Here is a 25,243-nt window from a genome sequence, read left to right as displayed (position 1 = left end):
CGGCAAAGCGAGTAGCCTGGAACGGAAATCACCTTCATTTGAATTAGTAGTATTCACAAAGAGTCCCTTGACCATTTAGTTTTTCAACACTATGAAACCGCTAGAGCATCGAGATGCCTAGCGGTTTCTTTTATTGTTGTTCATCTTCACCAATTTTATCCTTTGTCACAGCTGGTAAAATAGGCTGTGTTACATCACTATCTGTTACTTTTTCAGTTTTATATTTTTCTTTTAACTCGTAGTATTTATCCAGAGCCTTTCTTGCAATATCACTATTAGCCGAAAAAGGTTGACTAGGGTTTGTTGATGCCCAAGGAATAACTACAGCATAGGCAATTTCAGGATTTTCATAAGGGGCAAAACCAACATGTGTATACGTAAGTGTATAGGTACCCCAATTTTCTCGTAAATCCCCATAATATATTACCTCAGCTGTTCCTGTTTTCCCTGCCGCTGTATATGGTGCATTTGCAAACTGTCTTTTAGCTGTACCATGCGCACCTGTATAGACACGGCGAAGCCCTTGTTTTACATAGTTAATTTCATCTGATGAATTATCAATTTGATTTAAAATCGTTGGTCCAATTTCTGTTACTAATTGACCAAGCTCCTGTCCATCTTTTGATGGCTGACGTACCTCTTTAACAACATGTGGCTGAATTCGATAGCCGCCATTAGCAACTGTTGAAATATATTGTGCTAATTGTAATGGTGTATACGTATCATACTGTCCAATCGCTAAGTCAAGTAACTTCCCTCCATAGGTTGGACCAGAAGGACCTTGTACACCGCTAAATTCATTTGGTAAATCGATCCCTGTTTTTACTCCTAAACCGAATTGTGCATAGGAATTACGCATTTTTTGGAATGTATCGTCCTTTAAACGTAGAGGCATTCCATAGCTATAAGGTGTTTTATTAATCAGTAGAGCAGTTTTAAACATATACACGTTAGAAGATTGCTCTAAGGCTCTTAAACCATCCATTGAGATATAACCAGAACGGTTAAAAATAGATTTTTTTGCCTTAGTACCTAATAAGGTAATTGGTTCATCGCCTAATACAGTCCGTGGTGTAATGGCTCCTAGATTGTACCCCGTTAGTAATGTTGATGCCTTAACTGCAGAACCTGCCTCATAAGCTGTTGTAAAGCTGCCATACGAATAATCAACGACTACATTTTTTCCTGTCTCTGAATCTTTTTCAATCTTCTTACCAACCATTGATAATACGTCTCCAGTATTTGGATCCATCATAACTAAAAAGGCACGATCTAATAATTTTGAACCGGAACGTGCTTTTATATTAAGTAATTCTTCTTCGACGATTTTCTCTGTTTCAGCAGTTAATTCACTATCTAGTGTTAATACCAAATCTTTACCAGGCTCACCTTCATAGGTTGTAATGGTATCGACTACCTGCCCTTTTCTATTGGTAATATTTTTGACCACTGCTTTTTGTCCTTGTAGCAAATCCTCATACTGTGCTTCAATATAACTCTCACCAACTCGATCATTACGTGAATAATCACGCGCTAAATAGTAATTCAGCTTATCCTTTGGAATCCCTTTCGCAGGAACAGTTGTTCGCCCTAGAATCGAAAGCGATGATAATTTCACACGCTTCCAATCTGTTGTTGTGTTGACGCCTGGAAATTCTGTTAGACGCTCAGAGACACGTGCAAATTCGTCAGCTGACACATTTTCACTTTTAATAATTTGAGGTGATAAATTATAGCCTGATGCCATTTCTCGATAGATTGCTAGAACTTCTAAATCAGCATCTGACAACTGTAATAATTCTTCGTTTGTAATACGTTCACGAACTAGCGTATCAATCTGTGCGTTGATTTGACTTGTTGTAATATTCTCTTGTTTTCTAATTTTACTTTCTTCAGCTTTCGTTACCTTTGCATATGCAGCATCATGATTTTTTAAAATCCAAAAATCCTGTTTATCGCGCAATGTGACACGGTTTGTTGGCTGCTCAATCAATTGTGCTAGCTTTTCAGCTATTTCTAGCATTTCTTCGGTTGTTGTTGTCTGCATTTTCGTATACGTAATCGCATTTTCAGGATGATTATCCACTAAAATACGTCCGTAACGATCATACATACGTCCTCTTGGTACACTTGTATTAACAGGAACTTCCTCTTTACTTTCTAAAAATTTTACATACTCTTCCCCTTTCACGATTTGCATATAACCAAGCCTAAAAATCAACATCGAAAATATGATAAATATAGCAAAGAAAAGGACATTCATACGAAATGTTAAATTAGAATGATGTTTTGCTTTAACACTCGCCGCGCGATTTTTCCCTGGTGCTTTGCGCATATGTATTCCCCTCCTTATCTAATGACAGTTTAAATACACGATATCTAGTATACCATTCAAAGGTATGACAGGAAAGCATGCACTTGCGATTTCATGTTTGAAAACATCATTTATTTGACGGTATGTTGAAGAGAAAGGTTGCTATTCTCAATCAATCACTTAAAGTTTTTTGGTTCTATCCATTACTTAGGCTTCTTTATCCATCCCTTTGATCATTCTATCCGTCACTTTTGCATCTCTATCCATCAAAAAAGGCTATGTCATGGTGATGAATCACCGTTGACATAGCCTTTTATTACTCAATCATTATTTTGCTGCTTGGAATTTAGCTTCCACTACATCCCAGTTTACTACGTTCCAGAAAGCACCGATGTAATCTGGACGACGGTTTTGGTAGTTTAGGTAGTAAGCATGCTCCCAAACGTCTAAACCTAGAACTGGCTTTTTGCCTTCCATAACTGGAGAGTCTTGGTTTGGAGTTGATGTAACAGCAACTGAGTCACCATCAACGATTAACCAAGCCCAGCCTGAACCGAAGCGAGTTGTAGCAGCTTTAGCAAATTCTTCTTTGAATGCATCGAAAGAACCGAATTTAGCGTCAATTGCTTTTGCAACTTCACCAACTGGCGTGTTTGAACCGCCTGGAGCGATTAGTTCCCAGAATAATGTATGGTTAGCATGTCCACCACCATTGTTACGTACAGCTGTTTGTTTGTCAGCTGGAAGTGCATCAAGGTTTGCGATTAGATCGTTAATATCTTTCTCTGCAAATTCAGTACCTTCTACAGCAGCATTTAAATTTGTTACATAAGTATTGTGATGTTTAGAATGGTGAATCTCCATTGTTTTTGCATCGATATGTGGTTCTAATGCGTCATAAGCGTAAGTTAATTGTGGTAATTCATAAGCCATTGTTAAGTTCCTCCCTAAAATAAAGAAATAATTAGTACATTCATAGATTATCAAAATTGGTCAAACCATTCAACGAAAAATACTTCAAATTGAAGATTTCAGCCTTTTGACTGAAAAACCAATACGTTTACTAGCCTACCCTTTTTTTCATATAACTAAACATGTATGAAAATCAGATAGCGATAAAGAACACAATAATCATGACAATTTGAATAACCGCTTTTGCTACTGTTGAAGTTAAAAAGCCTACAAGGGAACCAACACCACTTTTAACGGCTTCACCAAATGGCCGACGCTCCACAAGTAACTCTGCAATTACTGCACCTAAAAATGGCCCGATTAGTATTCCCGCAACAGGGATAACGAACGGTCCGATTAATAAACCAATGGTACTGCCCCACATACCAGCATTTGTACCACCAAACTTTTTAATACCAAAGGCATTTGCTACTGTATCTGCACCAAATAACAGCACAACAAATAAAATCTCGATTGCCCAGAACAACCAATTTAAATCAGTAAACGAGAAAAATAACCCATATACTATAAAGCCGCCAAGTAAAAAAATAACTCCTGGAATGATGGGGTACACCAAACCGATAAATGAAATAATAAAGCAGGCAATCACTACTATCCAGCCAACAATTTCCATCTATATTCGCTCCTTTTGCTGTGCATTGCCTTTCATACGTAAGTGCAAAACCAAAAGTTTCAATTTCTTAATGTCGAATTCCTAATATAGAATCGGCTATATTTACAGCATGGTCACCGATACGCTCTAAGTTGCTAACAATATCGGTATAAACAATTCCTGCAGTTCCACTGCACTCATTGGCATTTAAGCGTGCAATATGCTTTTGTCGTAGCTTATCCTCCATATCATCAATCAGACTTTCCAGCTCTGTTACTTCCTGTGCTAAGCTCAAGCTTGCAGTATCCAGCGCCTCTATGCTCTTGCGTACTGCTTCAATTGCCAAACTAAACATGCCGATTAAATCTTGACGTGCGGACTTACTTAGACTTACCTCATGGTGATCCTTATACTGTAATAGCTCTAAAATATTTTCAAAATGATCACCAATGCGTTCAATATCGCGTACATTAGTCAGCAATGTGTGGTGTCTTACAGAGTCTGCACGAGAAAGTGGCTGCTTAGACACCATGACTAAATAATTGGTGATCTCCTTATCTAAATGATTCAGTCCTGCCTCTAGCTGTAAAACAGTTGGAATATGAACAGCCTCACCTGTTTTCATATATAAGAATGTTTCTTCTAAACCACGTAGTGCATGTTCACCCATTCGCAGCACTTCCTCTTTCGCTTGCCCAAGTGCAATTGCTGGAGAGGAGTCAATAAAGGATGGATCTAAATGCTTCGTTGTTACATCAATATTTCCGTCACGTCCAGGTAATAGCTTTGTCACAAGCGCTGCCAAACCACCAATAAATGGTACCTGAATAATCATATTAAATACATTAAATGAGCCATGTGCAATGGCAATTTGCATCCTCGGCTCTAAACGGAAAAGCTCACTAATCCATTGAACAAACTGCATAAAGGGTGTAAAAAAGATCATGAAAATAACGGTTCCTATTACGTTAAATAGCACATGTGCCGCAGCTGCACGCTTCGCATAAATAGATGCCCCTAGCGACGCTAAAACAGCTGTAATCGTTGTACCAATATTCTCTCCAAATAAAATAGGTAATGCACTGTCTAAGCCAATAAGATGCTCAGCGTATAAGCCCTGTAGCACACCGACAGTAGCTGTTGAGCTTTGCACAAGCAATGTAAATACTGTTCCTAAAAAGATGCCAATAACGGGCTGATCTCTTAGGTGCAGTGTTAATGATGCAAAATCAGCCAGTTGATGAATGGACTGCATACTGGCACTCATTAACTCCAAGCCTAAAAATAATCCCCCAAAGCCAAATACGATTTGTCCAATATGCTGGTAGGTTGCTTTCTTAAAGAAGAATAATAAACCAGCACCTATCGCCAACAGTGGATAAAAATAAAAACCAATATTAATGCCAATAATAAATGCCGTGATTGTTGTGCCAATATTAGCACCCATAATAACACCGATTGCTTGACGCAATGTTAAAAAGCCCGCACTGACAAGTCCAACCGTAATGACCGTTGTTGCAGAGCTTGATTGAATACAAATCGTCACAATTATTCCTACAAGTACACCCATTAACGGATTTGTTGTAAATCGATTCAACCATTCCCGCAGTCGATCATCTGCTGATTTTTGAAGCCCATCCCCCATAAATTTAATGGAAAATAGAAAAACCCCTAACCCACCTAAAAATTGAAACAGTATGTTTTGCCAATCTATCGTCAATTGTATTCGCTCCAATTCTTACATCTCTACTACTCTATTCCTAATCTTTAAATGATAGTGTAGAAAAAGTAAAGAAAACCTTTAACTTCTTTACACAATGTTAACATTTTATCATTCTATTCTCAGCTATTACTATTTATCTCGTATCTTGTCAAAGTTGAACATGATAGAATAGCGATTGGAGGAGATATGCTATGAAACACTCACAACTATTTATTGACAGCTTAATTCATCCTAAAAAACTAGCTGCCTACCGTTTATTGCCTATCGGAAAAGTCATACAATATACCTTTCTGCTCATAACAATCGTGACTGTTTTCTCTTTTGGTCGCTTTACAGCTGGTATGTCCGTAGAGACATTTGATATGACAAGTATAAGCGGGTTAACTGAATATATAGAGGGCATTAAATGGCTATTGTACCCTGTAACATTCATCATGCTTTTCGTTTTTACAACCATGCTTATTTTTGGACAAATCGCACTCTATGCCTTGGCGGGTCTATTTATCTTAAAGGTGATGAAGCGCCGAGGAGAATACCGCCATATATGGCGAACAACAACATTTGCCATGACCTGGGCTACTCTTATTAGCATGCTATCAGATTATTTACCAATTAACAGCACCATTATCTCTGTTTTTTCCTTACTTTTAACAGTCACTCTATTAATTATTGCCTTTACAAAATATCCAAAACAATCAATTACAAAATAATGTGCATGATTCCCCCCTCTTCTAAATATAGTGTAGAAAAGGAGGGGATTTTTTGCGTGCATTCGTGTTAACAGCCATAATCATTATTATCGCCTTTGTTGTGAAAGTAGATTTAACCGAGGGATCCTTACAATTCTCTGCATTTTCCATCAAGAATTCAGATAACGCTCTTTGTGAAAAACAGCGGGAACCAAATTATATTACTGTACAAACTATTCAAGGAGATACGATTCACAGCCTCTTTGCACTACATCCTGCAAAAGTACCCATGACCTTTCCTGAACGCTTGGAGATATTTTATCAATTAAATCCTCATTTACAATTACAGGCACTTATTCCTGGTGAAAATATAAAGCTTCCATTGTCATTTGAATTTGAAAACAAATGTGGAAAATGAAATGTTAACGTTTCTTCCTTGTCCTTATTTTCTTACACTGCTAAAATAAATGACAGTGACGGCTGAAAGTATGGCCCGAAAAGGAGAGAAAGTTAATGAGTGAAATTTGTCACCGTTCAAATACACGTCCCGTTCGTGTCGGTAACTTAACAATTGGTGGTAGTAATGAATTATTCATTCAAAGTATGTGTACAACAAAAACACATGATGTTGAAGCAACAGTAGCAGAGATACTTCGTTTAGAGGAAGCAGGCTGTCAAATTGTTCGTGTCGCAGTACCAGACGAACGTGCAGCAGATGCCATTGCAGAAATAAAAAAACGTATCCATATTCCTCTAGTAGCTGATATTCACTTTGATTATAGATTAGCATTAAAAGCAATTGAAAATGGCATTGATAAAGTACGTATTAATCCAGGGAATATCGGTCGTAAGGAAAAAGTAGAGGCGGTTGTCAATGCAGCCAAAGCAAAAGGCATTCCGATTCGTATAGGTGTAAACGCTGGTTCCTTAGAGCGTCATATTTTAGAAAAATACGGTTACCCTACTGCAGATGGTATGGTTGAATCGGCTCTGCATCATATTAAAATATTGGAAGACTTGGATTTCCACGATATTATCGTATCCATGAAGGCATCAGATGTAAATCTTGCAATTGAGGCCTATGAAAAAGCGTCGAAGGCCTTTAATTACCCACTTCACTTAGGGATTACAGAATCAGGCACATTATTTGCAGGAACTGTAAAATCAGCAGCAGGTCTAGGTGCTATTCTCTCAAAAGGAATTGGTAATACGCTTCGTATCTCATTATCTGCTGATCCAGTAGAAGAGGTAAAAGTCGCACGTGAGCTATTAAAATCATTTGGCTTGGCTTCTAATATGGCAACGCTAATTTCCTGCCCAACATGCGGTCGAATTGAAATCGATTTAATTTCCATAGCCAATGAAGTAGAAGAGTATATTTCAAAATTAAATGTACCACTAAAAGTAGCGGTGCTTGGCTGCGCAGTAAACGGTCCTGGTGAAGCACGTGAAGCTGACATTGGTATTGCGGGGGCACGTGGTGAAGGTTTACTATTTATGAAGGGTAAAACTGTTCGAAAAGTACCTGAAGAAACGATGGTAGAAGAACTGAAAAAAGAAATTGATAAATTAGCAGCAGAAATGGAAGAAAAGCGAGCAGCTGAAGAAGCAGCAAAAGCAAACGCCTAGGGAGGTGCTAGCATGAGAAAACCTCGCTTTGGTATTGATATTGACGGAACAGTGACATGTCCTAGTACACTCATTCCACATATTAATAAACAATACAATGTAAATATTACGCTTGATGATGTCTGCGAATATGATTTTTTATCAGCATTTCCTCACCCTGTTGATCGGGGCGTATTTAATACATGGTTTAAGGAAAATGAACCTTATATGTATGAAGTATCTGAAGTGGCGAAAGATGCGAAAAGTATTTTAAGTACTTGGCAAAACAATTTTGAGCTCTACTATATTTCTGCTCGTGGTGAAAATTTAGTAGATATTACTGTTAATTGGTTTAAAACACAAGCGATTCCGTACGATTATATCGAGCTTCTAGGTAGCCATGATAAGCTAGCAGCAGCAAAAAAACATGCTGTAGAAGCTTTCTTTGAGGATAAGCACGATAATGCTGTTATGCTAGCAGAAGAATTAAAAATACCTGTAGTGTTATTTGACACACCTTATAACCGTCTGGCTGTCCCTGACAATGTTGTACGGGTCTATAACTGGCAAGAGGCTAATCAATTTATTACACATTTTTTTAAATAAACAAAAGAGCTGTTGATAAGGTCGGATGAAAACTTGACCTTGCCAACAGCTCTTACTATTTTTTAATATTGAAATTTAGCTAGTGCTATATGCAGAGAGTCAGCCATAGCAGCCAATTGCTGTGCCTTGCTGTTGATGTCATGAACTGCTAAATTTTGCTGTTCCATCGTTGCCAATAGCTCCTCCGTTCCTGCAGAGGATTGCTGGCTCACAGCCGTCATATTTTCTACTGCACGCACAACCTCCAGCGTCTCCTTTTGAATCACACTGGAAGCTGCTGTCACATTATCAATTTGTGTGACGGTATCCACAATATGCTGTAAAATTGCATCCAGTGCCTGTTTATTGGCGTCAATATACTGTGTGTTAGTTTGCACAGCTAGTACAACACTTTGCATCGCATCACTTGCATTAGCTGCTTCTCTAACAACCATATCGATAATCGTGGCAATTTGACTTGTAGATTTTGCTGATTCTTCTGCGAGCTTGCGTACTTCCTCTGCCACAATAGAAAAGCCCTTGCCATGCTCACCCGCACGTGCCGCTTCAATCGCTGCATTAAGTGCAAGTAAATCTGTTTGTCCAGCAATAGCATTAATGACCTGCAAAATACGATTAATTTCTGTCGATTGATCACTGAGCTGTTGTACAACCGAAGCTGTCAGTGACACTTTCTCTGCCATCGCCTCCATCCCCTGAATGGACTGCTCTGCGTGAACCAATCCTTCCTTTGAGGACGCAGTTGTTTGCTGAGAACGCTGTAGCATTTCCTCGATTGCCACTTGAATCGACTGTAATTTCTGTTCGACCTCCTGCGTAACCATTAATGTTGTCGTCGCTTGCTCAGCTTGTAAGGTAGCACCTGTCGCAAGCTCACTTGTTGTCGTTAACACTTGGTCTATACTGATGCTCATATCATTGGTAGAGGACCGTAGATCACCGCTATATATATTCACCTGATTGGATATAGTAGTAGCTGCTTGTATTAGCTCACGCATATTATCTGTCATATGATTCATGGCATGTGCAAGCTCACCAATTTCATCCTTTGATTTTACCTGCAACGGCTCCACCGCTAAATTTCCAGCAGCTATGGTTTTAATCTGCTCTACTGTCTGAATCACAGGCTTTACGATACGTCGAGCAATCCAAATAATCGCTACAACTAACACAATAATACCAATAATAGATAATAGTATAGACAGCCACATTGCCTCATTTGCTGCTGCCATTACCTCATCGGATGGAATCGTTACCTGCAATGCCCAAGGTGTAGCTGTTTGACCAATTTGGATAGGAGACACAGCAATAAAGGAGGCTTCTTTTAAGTAAGATGAATAATCCTCTATTAAATATGGCTTGCCCTGTTCGATAGCAGTTAAAATTTGATCTGTCTTTTTATACTTTTCCATTTCAGCTAATGGTTTATTGACATAGTCATTGGATGGATAGGAGACAAGCATCCCTTTATGTGACACAATCGCACTATAGCCTGAATCATATAATACGATTTCATGATTAATGGCAATCAATGTTTCTAAACTTATATCGATTCCAACAATGCCTACGACCTGTCCATCTATTTGAATAGGAATAGCTGTTGAAGTCATCTGTACCTCTTTCCCATCAATAGGGTAAGTAAGCGGCTCTAAAATTACCTCTTGCTTCAACGTTTTGGGCAATAAATAATAGTCACTTTCCTCATAGCCTTCAAGGGGAGCAACAGTCACACCATTGCTGCTACGTGCCCAATAAGGCAGGAAGCGACCTGTTGCATCATGTCCCTCCTGATTGGCGAAGCGAGCATCTTGTTCATCAAATGCATTTGGCTCCCAAATCGTCCAAACTCCAAGAAATGTGTTATTTTGCTCAAGTAATTGTTGGAGCATGTTATTTGCTAAATCCCGATCTCCCTTATGATTTGCCACCATTGTTTGGAGATTGGAGGCTAATGTTCTCGCTGTGTCCATCGCATAATTAAGTTCAATCTGCATTTTATATGCGCTTTCAGATGCACGTGATTGAGCGAGCTGTTGTGCATCGTTCATTGCTAATGTATTGGTTTTTACAATATTGACACTTAAAATAATGATGAATACAATCATCATCGTCGACAATGTTGTCAGTAAAATTTTATGTAATAATTTCATATGAACCAGCTCCTTGCCTATAGCAAAATAATTAATTAATTATACCATTTTCACGTTTAAAATAGCGGAATATTCAGAAAAAATATTTCGAAATATATCTTTTAATAAAGCCACATGTCATCTAATGTACAATGGGAAGACATGTGGCTACTGGTTTCTATTAATAATGGAATTTAGCTAATGTTTGTTGTAAGGAGTTTGTCATGGCTGTTAAGCTTTCTGCCATACTTTGCAGCTCATGAACAGCGCTATTTTGCTGCTCCATTGTCGCTAATAGCTCCTCTGTTCCTGCTGAGGATTGCTCACTAACGGCTGTCATATTTTCTACTGCTCGTACCACCTCTACTGTTTCCTTTTGAATTAAATGTGAGGCTGTTGTCACATCATCGATTTGCGCTACTGTATCGACGATATGTTGTAAGATGTCATCAAGCGCCTGTTTATTGGCATCAATATACTGTGTGTTTGTTTGCACGGCAGTCACGACATGCTGCATAGCATCACTTGCTTTCACAGCCTCTCTCACAACCGTATCAATAATAGCTGCGATTTGACTCGTCGATTTAGCGGATTCCTCAGCAAGTTTACGTACTTCCTCTGCTACGACAGAGAACCCTTTTCCATGCTCCCCTGCACGTGCCGCCTCAATTGCTGCATTAAGTGCTAGTAAATCTGTTTGACCTGCAATGGCATCAATTACTTGTAAAATACGATTAATTTCAGTTGATTGGTCACTGAGCTGCTGCACAACCGCAGCTGTTAATGTGACTTGCTCTGACATCGCCTCCATGCCTTGAATGGATTGTTCAGCATGTATTAGCCCTTGCTTGGATGCTTGTGTTGTCTGTTGAGAACGATGTGTCATTTCCTTAATCGCCGCTTGAATCGCTTGTATTTTCTGCCCAACCTCTTGTGTCACTCCCAATGTGACAGCTGCTTGCTCTGCTTGTAAGGAGGCTCCAGCTGCCAGCTCGCCTGTTGTCGTTAACACTTGATCAATACTCATACTCATATTATTTGTGGAGGACATGAGTCGATCGCTATATGTGTTAGCCTGATTTGAGATTTGCGTTGCTTCTTGAATCAATGTTCGTGTGTTATTTGTCATGATATTGACAGCTCGTGCTAATTGGCCAAGCTCGTCCTTGCTTTTCTCTACTAATGGCTCCAAGGCTAAATTTCCATCTGCAATCGCTTGTACCTGTTTAACTGTCAACACAATAGGCTTGACTATTCGGCGAATCAGCCATGTTAACACGATTAAAAGATAAATCATACCGACAACGCCTATTATAATCATTGTCCAGGTTAGCTTTGTTGTTTGCGCTAATACTTCTTTGGTTGGCACTGTAACAAGCAATGACCAAGGTGTTTCGGTTTTTCCAATGCGGATTGGAGCAGTGACAATATAGCTTTCCTCTTGTAAATAACTTGAAAAATCTTGGAAAACAGAAGACTTACCTTGCTGAATCGCTGCCTGTATATTCTTGATATATGTATAATGCTCATGCTCAGCTAGTGGCATTGTCACATAGTCTTTGTTTGGATGCGTCACAAACATGCCATCATTTGAGATAATCGAACCAAATCCACTATCAAATAATTTTACTTTTTGGCTTAATTGAGCTAATGTTTCTAAGCTCATATCTACGGCAACGATGCCTTTAAAATCATTGTTAATTGTAACGGGTACAATAATGGACGTTAATAGAACATCCTTGCCAGCGACAGGATAAACGAACGGTTCCAAAATCATTTCCTGCCCTTTTTGTTTAGGTAGTACATAAAAATCGGATGTATCGTAATCCATAATCGGAGAATGAACGATACTATTGCCATCACGCGTCCAGAATGGAAGATAGCGTCCTGTTGCATCATGCCTCTCTGTATTCACGTATTTTTCATCTTGCCCATCGAAGGCGTTAGGTTCCCATACTGCCCAAACGCCCATAAACTGCTCATTATCCGCTAAAATACGCTGGAACGTAGCATCAGTTAAAGCACGGTCAGCCTTTTTTTCCTCCACCATTGTTGTTAAACTGGCTGCGAGTGTGCGCGCTGTATCCATTGCATATTCAAGTTGAATTTGAAGCTGATAGGCATTATCAGATGCTTCTGCCTGTGCCATTTTTTGCGCTGTCTCAATCGTTAGGTTTTTCGTTTGATAAATATTCACCACTGTTGTAACAGCAAATACAACAAAAACCGTTCCAACAACGGTTACGAGAATTCTCCCCAATAAATTCATATGTATAAGCCCCCTTTTAGATATAAAGTAATAGATAATTAACTATTTAAGTTAATTATAGCATGAGCTATACTGTGAAAAATGTTGAAACTAGAAGGATATATGTCTTTTTTATAGATAAATATCCCTGTTAAAAGGGGGCAGCTCACTATATTTCAAGTATTCCACGTAACCAACGCTCTACAAAATTCTCAAAGGTAATTCCATAATTTTCATAGACAGCATGATAGACAAAATACGTTCCTAATCGTTCCAGTAATTCATCATTAATCTTCATCCCAAATCGCTCCCTTTCTTTTGTGAGTTTACTAAATTTTCAGATACTAAAAATTCCAATTTCTTGAACATTCAAGTGGAGGTCGTATCGTTGCAAAACCGTCACAATCTGCCGCCTTCATGCCCTTTCTTCGTATTTTTCTTTTCGATAATATAGTAGTAACAACTTGCAAAACTGGGGGGACTACTTGTGAGATGGATAACAAAGTCAGCATGCGTAGCATGTCTATGTGCATTACTAGCCGGCTGCGGTGAACGACTATCTGAAATTAAAGATGCAGCTTCAGGCATTAATTCAGCAGCTGATTCCGCAGCTAGTGCTGTTGGTCGTGATGTACATGCTATACGTGCCATTACCATTAACTATAAAGACACAGCTTTTACGGTTAATGACCTATTTAAATCTATTTTACGTGACATACGCTGGGATTATGACCCTAACAAAAAAGAGCTTCATGTGAGAGGGACATGGCAAGCACCACTATTTTCCGAACAATCGTGGGATGATACTATGAAAAAACAGCTCGCAGAAACAGGCGTGGTAAACGTTACATGTGTGATAAATGATGACCAAATTGATGGCTCGCTTACTGATGTGACATTAGTTTTTAACAATGAAATAATTTTAGAAATGACTGGTGAAGAGGCATTATATTACCTTTACGATTCACATTTAAAGAAATAACGTAGTAACTTTGATCAGTGGGCACAGCTCCCACTGATTTTTTGCTTCTCTATCTTGAATTTTTTATGTGTCTGTTAAAAGAAATCTTACAATTTTGAAATATTGAATTCTATAATTTGAATGTATAAAACCATCACGTTATAATTAAAGTATCACGTGATGGTTTGGAGGTGTTTACATTGGGACAGAGAAATTAAGAATTGGCGAACTGGCAGAAATAACAGGCATTACAAAAAGAACAATCGATTATTATACAAACATAGGTTTATTGGAAGCTGAACGCTCTGCCGCAAATTATCGTTATTATGCCCCTGCTATGATTGACAGACTTCGTTTTATTGAGCAGCGCAAACAGGAAGGTCTATCCCTTGTAGAAATCCAGCATGAGTTAAACATCACACCATATGAAGAAATCGATGTACAAATACTTCGTTTGAAAATGCAGGATTTAGAGCATGATGTTACTTCTCTTCTTGCTCAAATGAACAAACAAGACACTAAACATATTGAAAAAATTAAAAAAAATGTTTCACCTGAAAGTATTGCACTCATGCAATCTTTGCTTTTACTTATTCATAATTAGGAGGTGACGTTCTGTTTATACAGAACGACTATTTGGAGACCATACTTAACTTATCGATTTTCACCATTTTATTAGCTTTAACTGGCTTTTTTGTAGCAACAGAATTTGCCATCGTTAAAGTCCGTTCCTCTAGGCTAGATCAATTAATTGGCGAGGGCAATAAAAAAGCTATTCCTGCTAAGCATGTTGTCAATCATTTGGATGAATACTTATCTGCCTGTCAGCTCGGTATTACTGTAACAGCTCTTGGTATCGGGATGGTTGGTGAAAAAACCTTTGAATTTATGCTACATCCCCTTTTCGAGATGGTTGGTATTTCTGATAAATATATGACGATTTTCACAATTGGTAGTGCTTTTGCGATTGCTACATTTTTACATGTTGTTGTTGGTGAATTAGCACCTAAAACCGCTGCTATTCAAAAGGCTGAAACGATTACATTGTTGTTTGCCAAGCCTATTATGCTTTTCTATAAGATAATGTATCCATTTATTTGGTTCTTGAATGGTTCTGCTCGTATACTAGTTGGACTTTTCGGCATGAAACCTGCTTCCGAGCATGAATTATCACATACAGAGGAAGAATTACGATTACTACTATCAGAGAGCTTTAAAAGCGGCGAAATCAATAAAACTGAGCTCAAATTTGTAAATAATGTGTTTGAATTTGACGAACGTATTGCTCGTGAAATTATGGTACCTCGCACAGAAATTGCTGGTATTGAGAAGAACGAATCTTTTACAAATATGATCCATTTTATCGCTGAAGAAAAATATACGCGATATCCTGTTTATGAAGGAGATCGTGATAATATTCTAGGCTTTATTAATGCCAAAGAATTATTTACCTATGGATTGCTTGAGCAGCTTACGGACGAATCTCTTGTACTAGATGAATTTATCAATCCAGTAATTCGAGTGATTGAAACGATTCCTATTCAACAATTATTGGTACGTATGCAGAAGGAGCGCATTCATATGGCCATTCTAATGGATGAATATGGTGGCACATCAGGTCTTGTTACTGTAGAGGATATTTTAGAAGAAATTGTTGGTGAAATTCGTGATGAATTTGACGATGATGAAATTGCAGAAATTCGAAAAATAAATGACAATCACTACATTTTAAATGCAAAAATGCTTGTTGAAGATGTTGAAAACTTATTAAATATTACGCTTGAAGCAGAAGAAGTTGAAACGCTCGGCGGGTGGTTCTTAACAGTAAATAATGGTATTAAAGCGACGAAAAATATTGAATTAGCTCCATATGTTTTTAGTATCTACGAGCAACAAGGGCATCAACTACATTACATTGAGGTGCGACCTCTTCGAAAAGCAGCACCCTCTATTGTTCAAGCCTAATAATTAAGTTACGATTTTTTTGATAGTTTATATCATTTTTAGCTTTACTGATGTTTCACAAATAGGGCTATTTAATTTTTCATATACTTTCGCCTTATTCCATTATTAGCCATATTCCTATATAATGAAATATGAATATGATTCTATTTTCAGGGGGCATCACATATGAAATTGTTTAAGCTATATCATTCAGACGGTATACACATTATTACGGACGTCAAAAAACACAAAACGAATATCGAACTAAAAACGATTACAGGTGAAATATTATATATTATCGTTGTCACGGATGAAAACTATACAGTCTACGACGATCGTTTTGCTGGAGCTTCAAAGCAATTAAATTCTGTTGAAGCTTTTGATATTGATGGTAACTTCCGTAGTCTGGATTTCGATAATATGCGCACACTCTTCAAAGAAGCCTTTACGAAGCTATTACAGGAAATTGCAGAATGTGTGAATGATAAAGATGAGCTTGTCGATATTGATACTCTTCGTCATAAAATAAGTGCTCAAATTAAAGGAATTCATTTCCGCGTTATTTCAGACACAAAAAAATACGAAATTTAACGATAAGATGAAACTTCATATCCTACGTGACTAAAGTCCTATTATCTGAACGAATTAGGCTTTGGTGAATAATTTAATTCTTGCCTCAATTATAGGTATAGGCTCCTCCTACATATCGAAGTAGGAGCCCTACTGTACGTGGGATAAAACAGACTGTTCAAAGTCATTTGGACAGTCTGTTTTACATTACTATTAGCCATTTTGAATACAACAAAACCGAAAACATGCTCTTCATGCTTTGATGTATAATGGTACTTAACGATCTGAAAGAAAGGGTGTTTGGATGAATCGTGAACAATTAATCACACTTATTTCAGAAAAACTGAAATTAATCCGTACCGAAAAAAATTTAACACAGGATCAGATGAGCGATTTGCTGGGACTCTCTAAAAAAACACTTGTTCAAATTGAAAAAGGTCGTATACACGCTGGATGGACAACAACAGTCGCAGTTTGTACCTTATGCCGAGAAAGCTCAATTTTACAGCATGAGCTTGGCGGTGATCCACTTGAGGTAGTGGATTTGATAGCGAACAATGGAACATTACAGCCAAAAGAAAAAACTATGGGCGGTTACATATGGTGGAAAAACCTAAGTGAATTCAGTAGTTATCGCCTGCAGCAAAATGTTATTAGTCAGCATTTTCGAATTCTAGATTCCAATAACTATCGGCTACTATCAACATTTGATGAAAATATTGCAAAGCAAGCATGGCGTAAACTCAAAGAATAACCAAATTTACTGTCAATCGGTGGGATTTTCCATATCCCCACCGACTGTAAGTTGAGCCCCTATTTAAGATGCAAACAAGATTATAAAATACATAATAAAAGATAAAAGATAAGCAACCCGCAATAATCGAAGCTCCATATAACCACGGTGTGGCGTTAATTTTTGATTAATCCAAAATTGCCAACAGCATAATATGATTGCGACAGGTATTAACCAACCTGCATACAATGGACTCTTTAAATTAATTGCGACAAAAAGTATAACCATTGACACACCAATATCCACTAGCATCCACTTTCTTTCTGGATAGAGGTCTGGCTTTTTCGGAAGCCTGTATTTTTTTCGTATTAAAAAACTCAAAAAAGCTTCCACTATCATAACTCCTAGAATAATAAGTGGCCATAATGACCAATTCTTAAAATCATTTTTTAACGCTAAAATTTCCTCATCCATTTTCATAGCCATTTCTTTAGGGATTGTATAATATATTTTTTTATCCCAATCGAGCATTAATAATTCTCCATTTTCGTTAGCATAACGATTCCATTTTAAACGTTGCTGATGTCCATCTTTAAAGGTAATAACTAGATCATACGTATCATTATCAAAAGCTTGAATGTCACTTTCGCTCGGAATAATTACTTGAAGTAAGGCTAATAATGTTTCTAGTTGCCTATAGGATTTTGAAGATAGCTTTTTCACACCCAAATAAAGTCTTGAATCTTTACCAATAAATTGGCTTTTTGTATCGGATGCTACATAATGAACAGATGCTATTTCCTCCTTTAAGGGAAACATCGCATTTTTGGAAACCTCATTACCATTTACTAACAAGATAAGAAACAAAAATAACATAACAAGCACACCTGTGAATGCTGTACGATACCGCCATTGATGACGTTTTGTTTCCATCTGCATTTTTTTCTCCAGATTTCTCCACGTTAGCTCTTTGTCTTCTGTTGATCGATTTAATTCCCGCATTTGTCTTAAAACTTTTTTTACTGGATCATTCATAACTTATTTCCTCCTCCCCTAGTATTTTTCGTACTGCCCTAAGACCACGAGTCGTATTATTTTTCACCTTTGCTTCGCTCCAGCCAAGTAAATCACTGACCTCTTTAACTGATAGCTCCTCAATGTAACGCAAAATAATAGCTTCTCGGTACTCAAGCTTTATCTTAAAAAGTGCTTGAAAAACAGCTAAAAAAATCTCACCTTTCAGTAAAAATTCCTCTGGTAACAAGGCTTCATCTTGTAAACAATCCTTCTGATAAAAGGGGATAAATTGAAAAATTCGCTTACGTCTAAAGTAATCGTATACTAAATTCCGAGCTATTTTTCTTAACCATGTAACAATATTTGCTTCCTTCCTATATGTATGCATATATTGATAGGCCTTAAAGAATGTTTCCTGTGTTAAATCTTCCGCTAGTTCCTTGTTTCCTACCAAATAATAAATATATTTAAAAATAGTATCACTGTGCTTCTCATAATCTTGCTGAAATTGCTGTAGCAATTATGCTCCCCCTTTCCACTATCCCAACACTATAGACGAACGAATAAGGAATTGGAATCACCCTAACATATGATAAAGTAAACTTTCATTAGTGAAAATTTTAAGATAATAGTACTGGATACATTTACTAAATTAAGAAGAAGTCCTTTGCTTGAAGCATTGACAAGATAAGAATCTCATTCATCAATACTTTTTAGGAAAAGTGAAAACTTTCGTAATCACTTTTCCGTCTAGAGCTAGAAAAGTCGAATTTTGCAGAACTATTCTCTATACTAAATAGTAACTGTACTAAACTGGAAAGGATGCAACTGTATGAATAGAATACTAGCTATTAGTGATATACACGGGGAATTAGAACTTTTTGAGGAGCTATTAATGGCAGCAAATTATAATGCTGAGCATGATCAGCTATTTTTACTAGGTGATTATATTGATCGAGGACCTTCCTCAAGTGGTGTGTTAAACCTAGTGAGCGAATTGCGAGCAATGGGTGCACGGGTTCTACTAGGTAACCATGAGGCGATTATGCTTAATGCCTGTCGCTCAGGTCATCTAAAACCTTGGAATCATTGGGTAGGTCTATGTGGCGGAGATGCTACACTTGCAAGCTACGGTTATCAGCTAGCGGATTTTGAAGAAGCCATTCGAAATAACAACTTACCAACTTTTATACAGACATTACCGAAGCTTGAAGAACATTTACAGCTTATCGAAACACTTGAAACTTATATTGAGTTAGAAGATGTTATCTTTGTACATGGTGGCGTTGTTCCTGGAGTAGCTTTGGCAGAAACTGACCCTATGCAATTGTTATGGATACGAGAAGAATTTCATACCGGCTATCAGGGAGATAAAACGGTGGTCTTTGGCCATACACCTACGTATAGACTTCATCAAAACCCAACTAATTACAATGCCTATTTTGGTGAAAATCATATTATTGGCATTGATGGCGGGGCTGTATTTGGTGGGCAATTACATGCGTTGGAATGGCCCAGTCGCCAAATCATATCAGTGGATAAGAAAAAGCCAACAAGTGACGAATAACTTGTTGGCTTTTGTTGTAATAGGATGACATTAATACAATTTAAAAATAACACCCACTAATGAGTACACAATCACTGTTGAAAACAGAATAGTCATATGGAATAGTGAGAACACAAACATTTTTGTCGCCCATTTAATTTGATCCTTGTTACTATGATAGCCGTAAATACTCATAACAAGCCATGCAATACTTAGCAATAGTGCAACAAGCATAATTCCAATACTTAAAGAGCCAAATAGGAAGCTTGATAAAATTAGTAATAGTAAATAAAAGTTCGTTTGATAATACGTTCGACGCATTCCTTTTACAACGGGAAGCATTGGAACTTTTGCTGCTTCATAGTCAGCATGCTTACGAATAGCAATCGCATAAAAATGAGGCATTTGCCATATAACCATGACAAAAAATAAACCGAGTATCGCTGGATGTGTAATGTCGGAAGAGACTGCAGCCCAGCCAATTACAGGTGGAATTGCTCCTCCTACGCTTCCGATTTCTGTATTATAGATTGTACGACGCTTTGTCCACATTGTATACGGTACTACATACAAAAATACTCCAAGGAAGCCAAATGCTGCAGCTAATGGTGATGCCAGAAATAGTACAGCCACACCCAAAATAAGCATAGCAAACGCTAAAGTCAGAGTAGATTTCGCAGACATCTCTCCTGTAACTGTAGGACGGCTTTGTGTACGAGGCATAATAGCATCGATGTCCCGATCATAGACATTATTAAATGCCCCAGCGGCTCCTATAACAAGCGTGGATCCTATCGTGGCAAAAATAATCTCAGGTATATTCTCGATAAAAGTCATTTTATTTTTGTACATCCCTAGCGTTAAACCAGCCCACATAGGAATTAAATTGGATTTAATAATTCCAGTTTTAACTGTTTGCGCTAAAATAGAAGAGCGAGATTGTTGTTGATGCTCCGTTTTTAGATTTTGTTCCATTCATCTTAATTCCTTTTCTCTCTTAATTTCTACAAGCTATCCTCGATAGAAAGCGACAAAATTTGCATTAAACATATCAAATTATTATTTTACCTCTTTTAGCTAGAGTCTGTCTCTATGTTCACATAAAGTACATGATTTGTTGATTTTCTTATTTTCTGCTAAATGAGAATAAAGATACAGTTCCATTCACAACATCTTCTATGATACCACCGACTGCCGTGAATTTGAACCTTATTGCCTTGATTCTTTGCATATTGCTATTCAAGAAAAACAATCTATTTTATACTAATGTGTATGTTTGAACTAAATAAAGGAGTGTCTATCACGTGAAATATGGATTTATCGGTCTTGGTAATATGACGACAGCTATTATAAAAGGAATGTGCAAAAGCGGAGATTTCGATTCTACCATGATCTACGGTTATAATCGGACCAAAGTTAAAACAACAAAATTAGCAACATCTTACGGTATTCAAGCCACAAGCTCTATCGCAGACATTATGTCAAATTGTGACGTCATTATCCTTGGTGTTAAACCCCAAATGCTACCAGACATTTTACCAGAAGTGAAAAAATATTTACAGGACAATCAAGTCATTGTTTCCATTGCTGCAGGTAAAAATATTACATATCTACAAGATTATTTATCTGAAAGTACCCCTATTATTCGTGTAATGCCAAATATCAATGCCCTTATCGGTGCATCCACAAGCTGCTATACAGCAAGTGAACAAGTATCAACTACACAGCTTCAACTCGTTATTTCCTTGTTTGAAACAGTTGGCACAATTATTGAAGTGCCTGAGCATTTATTTTCTATTTTTACAACAATAGGCGGGGCTTCACCAGCATTTACTTATATGTATATTGACGCTTTAGCACGTGCAGCTGTACGCGAAGGAATGCCAAAGAATATGGCGCTTGATATAGCAGCAAATGCAGTGCTCGGCAGTGCTAAAATGATTTTACAATCACAGGAGCATCCATGGGCACTTGTCGATCAGGTATGTTCACCAGGTGGAACTACCATTCAAGGTGTATCCTCCTTACAAAGCAATCATTTTGAAACAACGATTCATGATGCAGTAGCTGCTGTGACTGATAAAGATCGAAGCTTATCCAAATAAAATGCTAAACAATATGAAAAGCCGAGACGAATCATGTCTCGACTTTTCATTATTGATAATTTTCTTGTAATTCCTGTGCTAAAAATGCAGTAAGGTCGCGTAAGTTTTCTGGTGTAACGCCATGTCCATCTGCGTATTGTTTAAATGTGACCGTTGCTCCAAATTGCTCAAAAGTTTCTTTACTTTCAGCACCCCATTGTGACGGAATAACATAATCATAGTCACCATGAGAAATAAATGCCCGTAGATGATTGATTGGACGAATTGCATATTCATCTGTGACAAATTTTGGTGTATAGCCGCTTAACGCTACTATACCAGTAATTAAATTGCCCATTACAAAAGCAAGTGATTGTGCCAAAACTGCCCCTTGACTAAAGCCCAGCACGAATACTTTATGTGGATCAATTTGATATTCGTCAATAGCCTCTAACACAAACCGTTGTAATGCCACTAACACTTTATCAAAGATTTCACGGTCTGGTTTACCAACCTCCTGGATAGTGAAAAAAGCATAGCCAGGCTTTTGTGTAATAGGTCCACGTAAACTAAAAACATGGCATTGTTCTTTAAAATCTTGCACTAATTGTGGTAAATCATCTTCATGACTACCCATTCCATGCAATAAAAAAATCGCTGGATATTTTTTTTGAGGGTCCATAGTAGTAGGTTGTGTATGCTTAAAGGTAAATGGTGTATTCATGAACAAAATCCTTTCAAATGGAATCATTATTATCTTACCATATTCAATTCCTGCATCACTTATTTAGTGCTCATATATTTCAGTGCACCGTTTAAAATTTTTGCCATTTGTGTACGTTTTAATTGTGCATTTGGCTCTATCACTAGTGCCCCTGTCGTATTCTTCCTTCCAGTCATCATGCCTCCTGCGTATAACAGTGCAAAAGCCTTTCTTGCTTCGACATTTGAAATACTTGCTTCATCTGCATAGACAAGTGTTGAACCAAAATTAAGCTCTTTTTGTGCGGCATAGCCTATGGCACGATACACCATTAACGCTCCTTGTTGACATGTTACAATGTCATTTTGTTTAAAATTCTCTCCTGTCATCACAATGCCAGCTGCTGCTAATGCATTAATTGCTTGAATTTGTTCTGTGTCGCTTAATGTGGCAACATCTTTAAATCCTACATCTGGAGCACCTGATAACTGAAGTGCACGTGCAAGCATCAATGCAAGCTGCCCTCTCATCACATTATTTTGTGGATGAAAGTGCTCTGCCTTAGTAATTATGCCTTTTGCATAAAGCGTTAGAATGGCGTCCTTATTGCCATCTGCCTCAATATCTGTATATGTATTAACAACAACTGTTGGTGCTCCTTTGACATCAAAACGAAATTGTACAGGATAATAATACAGTAGTAGTTCCTTGTTCTGCGTATGCTACTGCACTTTAGCCAGGAACTATCATATCAACTGCTAATAAAGCTGCTAACACTATTTTTGTTGCCCTTGTTTGACGTTTCTTCACCACAAAGCAACCTCCTATTTTACCGATAATGAAAATCATTATCATTTATATTAATTCAAAAGTACACTGTTATCCATTATTTTGTCAATATGCTACTCAGACATTATAAAAACTACCTAACGAATTAGGTAGCCTCTTAGAAAAACTTATATCAATTTTGTTCGATTTATTAATTGATCTGTATGGTACGCAATATAACCATTAACAATACGAATGGTTTCTTGTGGATCAGCGTCAAATAGTAATTTTGATTGCTCTGCGGTTGTCACCAATACCGTTATTAAATCCATACGCATTGAATGTCCAGCAGAACTATAAGCAAAATCGTAAATGATATCCTCCTCTACTAAGCCATCTGATTCATACTGCTTGTGAAACAATTCTTTCGCTTCATCGATTCGCTCAGCAACTTGTTGACGGATACGAAGCTGATGCATCAATAATTCTTCCTCAAGCACCGCTGGCTTTAGCCACTCTTTGTTTACAAGCATTTTCAGGAATTCGTTTTCCCAAACTTGCTCATTTTCAGTAAAATACAGCATATTCACCATCAATCTATCCCAAAAATCGAATTGGGACTGTGCCGATTCACGCTGTATCACAATTGTCTCTTTAAAGTGCTGCTCTACCTTTGAAATATTCATATTGCGAACTAAATGATTACACACCTTTTCAATAAATTTATTTGCCGCTTCTTGTGCCATAAAAACCCGTCCTTTATATCTACAAATCAAATCATTTCGTTCCTATCATACCATGATTGTAGAATATAAAGAAACGGGCAGCCATTATGCCTGTAGTGTCGGTTGTTGGAATAGCACTGAAACGCCAGATTCAATGGCAGCACTTCCAACTGCTTTAGCTACAACACCTGCAACTCGCTCATCCATAGATTTTGGGATGATAAACTCTTCACATAATGCTTCTTCTGACACTAATGATGCAATCGCCTCAACAGCTGCTAATTTCATCGCTTCGTTAATATCTGTAGCTCGAACATCTAGTGCACCACGAAAAATCCCTGGGAATGCTAACATATTGTTCACTTGGTTAGGATAATCAGAACGACCTGTCCCCATGACACGAACGCCCCATGCACGCGCATTATCATAAGTAATTTCTGGATTTGGATTTGCCAAAGCAAAAACAATTGGATCTGCATTCATAGATTCAATATGGGCTTTTGTTAAAAGATTGGCAACTGAAACACCGATAAAAACATCACTTCCAGTAATAGCATCCTCTAATGTTCCTTTAAGATTATCTGGATTAGAAAGCTTCGCAATTTGCTCCTTAATCTTATTCATTCCCTCTTGACGACCATCATAAATAATTCCCTTTGTATCACACATAATGACATTTTTATAGTCCATTTGAAGTAATAAACGTAAAATTGCAATCCCTGCCGCACCAGCACCATTAATGACTACTTTCATATCCTCTGGTTTTTTATGAACAATTTTCGCAGCATTTAATAGTCCTGCCCCTACTACGATTGCCGTGCCATGCTGGTCATCGTGAAATACAGGAATATTGCATTCCTGACGAAGACGGTCTTCAATCTCAAAACAACGAGGCGCTGAAATATCCTCTAAATTAATCCCCCCGAAAGTCGGGGCAATAGCTTTGACTGTACGCACAATTTCATCTACATCTTTTGTTGCAAGGCAAATCGGAAATGCATCAACATCCGCAAAGCGTTTTAAAAGAATGGCCTTTCCCTCCATTACTGGCAGTGCAGCCTCAGGTCCAATATCGCCAAGCCCAAGTACAGCTGTACCATCCGTAACAATGCCCACTAAGTTTCCTTTGATTGTATAATCATACACAGCCTGAGGATTGTTTTCGATTTCGATACAAGGCTGTGCAACTCCTGGTGAATACGCTAAGCTTAAATCATATGTATCTTGTACAGGTACTTTTGCAACAATTTTCATTTTCCCTTGTGCTTCTCTATGCATCTCTGCTGCTTTTTGCATAATATCCATTAAATA

Annotated in this window: 25 protein-coding genes and 1 pseudogene; 11 read left to right on the top strand and 15 right to left on the bottom strand. The window is 37.7% G+C overall.

Annotated features, from left to right (window positions below):
- Positions 1-130: 130 nt before the first annotated feature.
- The 4 genes from ACQKIM_RS13665 to ACQKIM_RS13650 form a co-directional block, all read right to left on the bottom strand.
- Positions 131-2,335, bottom strand: a complete 2,205-nt coding sequence (locus tag ACQKIM_RS13665; protein WP_427544759.1) for a peptidoglycan D,D-transpeptidase FtsI family protein — start codon at positions 2,333-2,335, stop codon at positions 131-133.
- A gap of 306 nt (positions 2,336-2,641) precedes the next feature.
- On the bottom strand, positions 2,642-3,247 hold the full coding sequence (locus ACQKIM_RS13660) for a superoxide dismutase (protein ID WP_427544757.1): 606 nt from the start codon (positions 3,245-3,247) through the stop codon (positions 2,642-2,644).
- Between the two features lie 172 nt (positions 3,248-3,419).
- The gene (locus tag ACQKIM_RS13655; RefSeq protein WP_427544755.1) at positions 3,420-3,899 is read right to left on the bottom strand and encodes a DUF456 domain-containing protein; all 480 of its coding nucleotides are present in this window, start codon (positions 3,897-3,899) and stop codon (positions 3,420-3,422) included.
- A 67-nt stretch (positions 3,900-3,966) separates the two neighbouring features.
- Positions 3,967-5,598 (bottom strand): Na/Pi cotransporter family protein, encoded by a 1,632-nt coding sequence (locus tag ACQKIM_RS13650; RefSeq protein ID WP_427544753.1) that lies wholly within the window; start codon positions 5,596-5,598, stop codon positions 3,967-3,969.
- Between the two features lie 194 nt (positions 5,599-5,792).
- On the opposite strand from ACQKIM_RS13650, the gene ACQKIM_RS13645 reads away from it, so the two are divergent.
- The 4 genes from ACQKIM_RS13645 to ACQKIM_RS13630 all read left to right on the top strand — a co-directional run bounded on the left by ACQKIM_RS13645 (position 5,793) and on the right by ACQKIM_RS13630 (position 8,504).
- Positions 5,793-6,311 (top strand): DUF1189 family protein, encoded by a 519-nt coding sequence (locus ACQKIM_RS13645; protein WP_427544751.1) that lies wholly within the window; start codon positions 5,793-5,795, stop codon positions 6,309-6,311.
- 52 nt (positions 6,312-6,363) lie between these two features.
- Entirely contained in the window at positions 6,364-6,708 is a 345-nt protein-coding gene (locus tag ACQKIM_RS13640; RefSeq protein WP_427544749.1) for a hypothetical protein, read from the top strand.
- Positions 6,709-6,803: 95 nt separating this feature from the next.
- Complete coding sequence (gene ispG, locus ACQKIM_RS13635; RefSeq protein ID WP_427544747.1) at positions 6,804-7,919, top strand: flavodoxin-dependent (E)-4-hydroxy-3-methylbut-2-enyl-diphosphate synthase; 1,116 nt, start codon at positions 6,804-6,806, stop codon at positions 7,917-7,919.
- A gap of 12 nt (positions 7,920-7,931) precedes the next feature.
- Complete coding sequence (locus ACQKIM_RS13630; RefSeq protein ID WP_427544745.1) at positions 7,932-8,504, top strand: 5' nucleotidase, NT5C type; 573 nt, start codon at positions 7,932-7,934, stop codon at positions 8,502-8,504.
- A 62-nt stretch (positions 8,505-8,566) separates the two neighbouring features.
- On the opposite strand, the gene ACQKIM_RS13625 is transcribed toward ACQKIM_RS13630, so the two are convergent.
- The 3 genes from ACQKIM_RS13625 to ACQKIM_RS13615 form a co-directional block, all read right to left on the bottom strand.
- Complete coding sequence (locus tag ACQKIM_RS13625) at positions 8,567-10,654, bottom strand: methyl-accepting chemotaxis protein (RefSeq protein ID WP_427544743.1); 2,088 nt, start codon at positions 10,652-10,654, stop codon at positions 8,567-8,569.
- A 160-nt stretch (positions 10,655-10,814) separates the two neighbouring features.
- Positions 10,815-12,902 carry a methyl-accepting chemotaxis protein gene (locus tag ACQKIM_RS13620; RefSeq protein ID WP_427544741.1) on the bottom strand — a complete coding sequence of 696 codons (2,088 nt, stop codon included), beginning with the start codon at positions 12,900-12,902 and terminating at the stop codon, positions 10,815-10,817.
- A 148-nt stretch (positions 12,903-13,050) separates the two neighbouring features.
- Positions 13,051-13,179 carry a hypothetical protein gene (locus ACQKIM_RS13615; RefSeq protein ID WP_277815951.1) on the bottom strand — a complete coding sequence of 43 codons (129 nt, stop codon included), beginning with the start codon at positions 13,177-13,179 and terminating at the stop codon, positions 13,051-13,053.
- A 189-nt stretch (positions 13,180-13,368) separates the two neighbouring features.
- Here ACQKIM_RS13615 and ACQKIM_RS13610 point away from each other — a divergent pair, with 189 nt between their 5' ends.
- The 5 genes from ACQKIM_RS13610 (at position 13,369) to ACQKIM_RS13590 (ending at position 17,110) form a co-directional block, all read left to right on the top strand.
- Positions 13,369-13,863: a hypothetical protein gene (locus tag ACQKIM_RS13610; protein ID WP_427544739.1), complete on the top strand. Its 495-nt coding sequence runs from the start codon at positions 13,369-13,371 to the stop codon at positions 13,861-13,863.
- Between the two features lie 178 nt (positions 13,864-14,041).
- Positions 14,042-14,446, top strand: coding sequence for a MerR family transcriptional regulator (locus ACQKIM_RS13605; RefSeq protein ID WP_427544763.1), 405 nt, complete (start codon positions 14,042-14,044; stop codon positions 14,444-14,446).
- 32 nt (positions 14,447-14,478) lie between these two features.
- Entirely contained in the window at positions 14,479-15,807 is a 1,329-nt protein-coding gene (locus ACQKIM_RS13600; protein ID WP_427544737.1) for a hemolysin family protein, read from the top strand.
- Between the two features lie 165 nt (positions 15,808-15,972).
- Positions 15,973-16,377 carry a hypothetical protein gene (locus ACQKIM_RS13595; RefSeq protein ID WP_427544735.1) on the top strand — a complete coding sequence of 135 codons (405 nt, stop codon included), beginning with the start codon at positions 15,973-15,975 and terminating at the stop codon, positions 16,375-16,377.
- A 283-nt stretch (positions 16,378-16,660) separates the two neighbouring features.
- Positions 16,661-17,110: a helix-turn-helix transcriptional regulator gene (locus ACQKIM_RS13590; RefSeq protein ID WP_427544733.1), complete on the top strand. Its 450-nt coding sequence runs from the start codon at positions 16,661-16,663 to the stop codon at positions 17,108-17,110.
- A 63-nt stretch (positions 17,111-17,173) separates the two neighbouring features.
- Here the strand turns inward: ACQKIM_RS13590 and ACQKIM_RS13585 are convergent, their stop codons facing one another.
- Complete coding sequence (locus ACQKIM_RS13585) at positions 17,174-18,124, bottom strand: hypothetical protein (protein WP_427544731.1); 951 nt, start codon at positions 18,122-18,124, stop codon at positions 17,174-17,176.
- Entirely contained in the window at positions 18,117-18,626 is a 510-nt protein-coding gene (locus tag ACQKIM_RS13580; protein ID WP_427544729.1) for an RNA polymerase sigma factor, read from the bottom strand. The genes ACQKIM_RS13585 and ACQKIM_RS13580 overlap by 8 nt, the downstream gene beginning before the upstream one ends.
- A gap of 312 nt (positions 18,627-18,938) precedes the next feature.
- On the opposite strand from ACQKIM_RS13580, the gene ACQKIM_RS13575 reads away from it, so the two are divergent.
- Positions 18,939-19,673 carry a metallophosphoesterase gene (locus ACQKIM_RS13575; RefSeq protein ID WP_427544727.1) on the top strand — a complete coding sequence of 245 codons (735 nt, stop codon included), beginning with the start codon at positions 18,939-18,941 and terminating at the stop codon, positions 19,671-19,673.
- 30 nt (positions 19,674-19,703) lie between these two features.
- Here ACQKIM_RS13575 and cyoE read toward each other — a convergent pair whose 3' ends face one another.
- A complete protein-coding gene (cyoE, locus tag ACQKIM_RS13570) occupies positions 19,704-20,627 on the bottom strand; it encodes a heme o synthase (RefSeq protein ID WP_427544725.1) in 924 nt (307 codons plus the stop codon).
- A 329-nt stretch (positions 20,628-20,956) separates the two neighbouring features.
- On the opposite strand from cyoE, the gene proC reads away from it, so the two are divergent.
- Positions 20,957-21,757: a pyrroline-5-carboxylate reductase gene (gene proC / locus ACQKIM_RS13565; RefSeq protein WP_427544723.1), complete on the top strand. Its 801-nt coding sequence runs from the start codon at positions 20,957-20,959 to the stop codon at positions 21,755-21,757.
- Positions 21,758-21,806: 49 nt separating this feature from the next.
- Here the strand turns inward: proC and ACQKIM_RS13560 are convergent, their stop codons facing one another.
- The 5 genes and pseudogenes from ACQKIM_RS13560 to ACQKIM_RS13540 all read right to left on the bottom strand — a co-directional run bounded on the left by ACQKIM_RS13560 (position 21,807) and on the right by ACQKIM_RS13540 (position 25,237).
- On the bottom strand, positions 21,807-22,460 hold the full coding sequence (locus ACQKIM_RS13560) for an alpha/beta hydrolase (protein WP_427544721.1): 654 nt from the start codon (positions 22,458-22,460) through the stop codon (positions 21,807-21,809).
- Positions 22,461-22,519: 59 nt separating this feature from the next.
- Positions 22,520-22,951, bottom strand: a complete 432-nt coding sequence (locus ACQKIM_RS13555; protein WP_427544719.1) for a hypothetical protein — start codon at positions 22,949-22,951, stop codon at positions 22,520-22,522.
- A 12-nt stretch (positions 22,952-22,963) separates the two neighbouring features.
- Positions 22,964-23,062: pseudogene (locus tag ACQKIM_RS13550) on the bottom strand (hypothetical protein); the annotation flags it as partial.
- A 333-nt stretch (positions 23,063-23,395) separates the two neighbouring features.
- The gene (locus ACQKIM_RS13545) at positions 23,396-23,953 is read right to left on the bottom strand and encodes a hypothetical protein (RefSeq protein WP_427544717.1); all 558 of its coding nucleotides are present in this window, start codon (positions 23,951-23,953) and stop codon (positions 23,396-23,398) included.
- Positions 23,954-24,037: 84 nt separating this feature from the next.
- Positions 24,038-25,237 (bottom strand): NAD(P)-dependent malic enzyme, encoded by a 1,200-nt coding sequence (locus ACQKIM_RS13540; RefSeq protein WP_427544715.1) that lies wholly within the window; start codon positions 25,235-25,237, stop codon positions 24,038-24,040.
- Positions 25,238-25,243 lie beyond the last annotated feature (6 nt).

Origin of the sequence: Lysinibacillus sp. NPDC047702 (assembly GCF_050272555.1) — a bacterium.
Taxonomy (GTDB): Bacteria; Bacillota; Bacilli; order Bacillales_A; family Planococcaceae; genus Lysinibacillus.
Note: the sequence above shows the minus strand (reverse complement) of the source record. Positions and strands in the feature narration are given on the sequence as shown.

Coding starts and splice junctions, on each gene's coding strand:
- ACQKIM_RS13665 (WP_427544759.1), bottom strand. CDS start 2,335: ATGCGCAAAGCACCAGGGAAAAATCGCGCGGCGAGTGTTAAAGCAAAA.
- ACQKIM_RS13660 (WP_427544757.1), bottom strand. CDS start 3,247: ATGGCTTATGAATTACCACAATTAACTTACGCTTATGACGCATTAGAA.
- ACQKIM_RS13655 (WP_427544755.1), bottom strand. CDS start 3,899: ATGGAAATTGTTGGCTGGATAGTAGTGATTGCCTGCTTTATTATTTCA.
- ACQKIM_RS13645 (WP_427544751.1), top strand. CDS start 5,793: ATGAAACACTCACAACTATTTATTGACAGCTTAATTCATCCTAAAAAA.
- ispG (WP_427544747.1), top strand. CDS start 6,804: ATGAGTGAAATTTGTCACCGTTCAAATACACGTCCCGTTCGTGTCGGT.
- ACQKIM_RS13630 (WP_427544745.1), top strand. CDS start 7,932: ATGAGAAAACCTCGCTTTGGTATTGATATTGACGGAACAGTGACATGT.
- ACQKIM_RS13625 (WP_427544743.1), bottom strand. CDS start 10,654: ATGAAATTATTACATAAAATTTTACTGACAACATTGTCGACGATGATG.
- ACQKIM_RS13620 (WP_427544741.1), bottom strand. CDS start 12,902: ATGAATTTATTGGGGAGAATTCTCGTAACCGTTGTTGGAACGGTTTTT.
- ACQKIM_RS13615 (WP_277815951.1), bottom strand. CDS start 13,179: ATGAAGATTAATGATGAATTACTGGAACGATTAGGAACGTATTTTGTC.
- ACQKIM_RS13595 (WP_427544735.1), top strand. CDS start 15,973: ATGAAATTGTTTAAGCTATATCATTCAGACGGTATACACATTATTACG.
- ACQKIM_RS13590 (WP_427544733.1), top strand. CDS start 16,661: ATGAATCGTGAACAATTAATCACACTTATTTCAGAAAAACTGAAATTA.
- ACQKIM_RS13585 (WP_427544731.1), bottom strand. CDS start 18,124: ATGAATGATCCAGTAAAAAAAGTTTTAAGACAAATGCGGGAATTAAAT.
- ACQKIM_RS13575 (WP_427544727.1), top strand. CDS start 18,939: ATGAATAGAATACTAGCTATTAGTGATATACACGGGGAATTAGAACTT.
- cyoE (WP_427544725.1), bottom strand. CDS start 20,627: ATGGAACAAAATCTAAAAACGGAGCATCAACAACAATCTCGCTCTTCT.
- ACQKIM_RS13560 (WP_427544721.1), bottom strand. CDS start 22,460: ATGAATACACCATTTACCTTTAAGCATACACAACCTACTACTATGGAC.
- ACQKIM_RS13545 (WP_427544717.1), bottom strand. CDS start 23,953: ATGGCACAAGAAGCGGCAAATAAATTTATTGAAAAGGTGTGTAATCAT.
- ACQKIM_RS13540 (WP_427544715.1), bottom strand. CDS start 25,237: ATGGATATTATGCAAAAAGCAGCAGAGATGCATAGAGAAGCACAAGGG.